Here is a 2929-nt window from a genome sequence, read left to right as displayed (position 1 = left end):
TCCCCAGACCGGCAGCCCGAGATGGCCGCCCGACAGCGCCCATGCGAGCAGCGCGTTGACCGGCAGCATCGCCAGGTTGACCGCGGCGACGCGGCCGGGCCGGCTGATCCCCTCCAGGAGGAAGCCGGTCGCGATCAGCACCAGCTGGAACGGGTAGCCGAGCGCGATCACCCGCACCACGCGCGCGCTGGGCGATACCAGCGCCGGGGCCACGCCGATCATGCCGAGCAGCGGCGCCGCGAACAGCAACAGCAGCGCGCCAAGCACCAGCCCCAGCGTCGCCGCCAGGGTCACTCCCTCACGCAGGACGCCGCCGATCCGCCGTCGGTCGCCGGCCCCGTCGGCGCGGGCGGCGAACACCATCACTCCCGACAGCCAGGCAAGGCCGGTGACGATGCCGACAAAGGTGATCGATCGGCTCGCCCCCAGCGCTGCCGCCTCGTGCGTCGACACCATGCCGACAACGGCGACATCGGTGACCTGGAGCAGGGTCCAGTTGAGCCCGGTCAGCGCGACTGGTGCCGCCAGCGCCAGGATGCGCCGCAGCTCGCTGCGCTGGAGGTGGTCGGGCGGGGCGCGGTTCACCGCCTTGCGCTAGCGGCGCGCGGTGACTCACGCAAAGACGTTGCAGCGCCGGATCGGCTTTGCTACGGCCCAGCCCCTGCCAGTCGCCGCTTCGACGGTGGCGGTTCATCACGTGCGGCCGTGGCGGAATTGGTAGACGCGCAGCCTTGAGGTGGCTGTGCCCGAAAGGGCGTGGAAGTTCGAGTCTTCTCGGCCGCACCATCTTCAGTTGAGCGAACTCGCGGCGGGGCACGCTGGCCGGCTGCTGTCTGCCGAGACACGCTGCGAGTAGCCGGCCTCGTCACACAACCGCAACAAAATTACATGTAAAATCACTATCTTGTCTGTTGCTTGCTGCTTCAGCACTGGTAAACTTTCGTCGACGACTCGCTTAACTGGCCAGATAATCAGCCGTCAGTCACCAGACTGAGGGAAATCATCATGTCGATAAGAACCGTGGTGGCTGCGGCCGCTATGATTACTGTGCTGCCGATCGCGCCGGTCGGCGCGCAAGTGTTGGGCGATGCCGGTTGCTGGCGTGGCGAAGAGATCGCCGCGGCTCGCATCCAGGATCTGCAGACCATGTTGATGGTCGACGCGCTGAAATGTCGCACGACTTTGCCCGCCGGGGTCGAGAGCTACAACAAGTTCATGGACGAAAAGGGGGAGGTCGTCAGCAAGAGCAAGCGAACCGTTCAGGCCCATTTCGTCCGCCAATATGGCAGCGAGGGGATGGTGAAGTCGACCGACTACGACACCAAGCGCAGCAACGAGACCGCAGCACCGATCGTCAACGTCCACTCGTGCGACCGGGTGGCGGCCTTGTCGCGGATCGCATCGCGGGCGACCGACGACGATCTGCTGATCCTTGCCGAGACCCTGGCTCGTTCGGGCGCGGTAAACGAATGTCCGGTGCCGGCCGCGAGCATCAAGCCGGCCGGCATGGTGATCGAGGTGTGGAAGGTGCCGGCCCCGTTGCTGGTGGCTCCCGCAAGCCAGCCGCCGGTCGCCGTCCTTGCGCCTGCCGTGGTGATCGCCCCGACGGCTCCGCCGGTCACGCCAGCGGTCGCCTCGTCCGCCGCTTCCGTGACGAACGCGATCGCCTCGAACGCCGCTCCTGCGACCAATGCCGATGCGGTCAAGGCGCTACAGGCGGCCGTCCTGGCGCTTTCGCAAGTCGCGGCGACGCTGCAGACCAAGGAGGCGCGGCCTTAGCGGCGGCGGGTCGCTACCATCCGCAGGCGGCGTGGAGCGGCTGCAACGCCGCTTCCACCCCGCTCACGTCGAACTGGGTAGATGTCGGCGCGGCACCGGCCATGTCACGCTCATCGTCAGGATTTGATGCCCTTGCAATCGGGCGGCGAACGCGGTCACGTCCGGCGGTTGCAACGCGATATCTGTGTCGGCGGTCCATGTCTCCGCCACCACCGGGCCGCCGTCGAGGCTGGTCGATATGATGGCCGATTTTGCCGTCACCGGGAAGTTATGGTTCACGAAGGCGAGCTTGTGGCCGTCCTGGCATTGCAGGCTGAGCAGCGCGGACGCACGCCGCAGCAGGGGGTTGGCATGCGGATCCGGGTTGTCGAGCCGCGTCAGGCTGTGGCTCCACAGCGCCGGGTCGCTGCCGCCGATATAGTCCCACGCGTGCGCCGCTGCCGGCAGCAGCAGGGTCAAGCCCGCGATCCAGGCAATGCGTCGCAACCGCCCATCCTTTCAGCCTGATCCCACGATCGACCGGACGCTTCTAGCCGCCCGCCACGGAACGTCACAAGTGCGTCAAGCGTCCTTATCCCGAACGGATGGAGGCTTAGGATGGCGATCTTCAACAAGGATATGGTCGAACTCGCGGGCAGGAACGAGCTTTGGCAAAAGGAGGTCTATCGCGATGCCAAGGTACAGATCGTCCTGATGAGCATCCCCGCCGGCGAGGAGATCGGCACCGAGACGCACCGCGCCGACCAGACGACCTTCATCGTCGAGGGCGAGGCGCAGTTCGTGATCGACGGCCACTCGACCAAGGCCGGCCCCAACCACCTCGTCGTCGTGCCCAAGGGGGCTGAGCACAACGTCGTCAACAAGGGCGCGTCGCCGCTCAAGCTTTATTCGGTCTACGCGCCGCCTGCCGAGCCGGAAGGGGCCGCGTTCAGGACCAAGGCCGATGCCGAGGAGGCGGAGAAGGGACTGCTCGCCAAGGCGGCGGCCAAGATCAAGGAGGCGGTGACCGAGTGAGCCTGGTTGGTCACCGCGTCGTCATCACCGGCGCGTCGAGCGGGATCGGCGCGGCGACCGCGATCGCCTTTGCCCAGGCCGGCGCGCGCCTGGTGCTCGGCGCACGCGGGATCGAGGGGCTGGAGGACGTCGACCG

The 2929-nt window shown here is 67.0% G+C and carries 5 protein-coding genes and 1 tRNA gene; 4 read left to right on the top strand and 2 right to left on the bottom strand.

Annotated elements, in window-relative coordinates; translation table 11 throughout:
- The coding region (locus HUU96_RS14115) for an MATE family efflux transporter (protein WP_254605248.1) at window positions 1-585 on the bottom strand (585 nt) is incomplete at its 3' end.
- A gap of 114 nt (window positions 586-699) precedes the next feature.
- Here HUU96_RS14115 and HUU96_RS14110 point away from each other — a divergent pair.
- Window positions 700-786 (top strand) — tRNA-Leu (locus HUU96_RS14110).
- Between the two features lie 237 nt (window positions 787-1023).
- Window positions 1024-1779, top strand: coding sequence for a hypothetical protein (locus tag HUU96_RS14105; RefSeq protein WP_174293378.1), 756 nt, complete (start codon window positions 1024-1026; stop codon window positions 1777-1779).
- Window positions 1780-1842: 63 nt separating this feature from the next.
- On the opposite strand, the gene HUU96_RS14100 is transcribed toward HUU96_RS14105, so the two are convergent.
- On the bottom strand, window positions 1843-2238 hold the full coding sequence (locus HUU96_RS14100) for a hypothetical protein (RefSeq protein ID WP_174293377.1): 396 nt from the start codon (window positions 2236-2238) through the stop codon (window positions 1843-1845).
- A 138-nt stretch (window positions 2239-2376) separates the two neighbouring features.
- Between HUU96_RS14100 and HUU96_RS14095 the strand changes: the two genes are divergently transcribed.
- Window positions 2377-2793, top strand: a complete 417-nt coding sequence (locus tag HUU96_RS14095; RefSeq protein ID WP_174293376.1) for a cupin domain-containing protein — start codon at window positions 2377-2379, stop codon at window positions 2791-2793.
- A partial coding sequence (locus tag HUU96_RS14090; protein WP_174293375.1) for an SDR family NAD(P)-dependent oxidoreductase occupies window positions 2790-2929 on the top strand: 140 nt, incomplete at its 3' end. The genes HUU96_RS14095 and HUU96_RS14090, both read left to right, overlap by 4 nt.

The sequence above is a fragment of the Sphingomonas bacterium genome, assembly GCF_903644135.1.
In the GTDB taxonomy this organism is placed as follows: Bacteria; Pseudomonadota; Alphaproteobacteria; order Sphingomonadales; family Sphingomonadaceae; genus Sphingomonas.
This window is presented reverse-complemented; position numbering and strand designations above follow the sequence as displayed.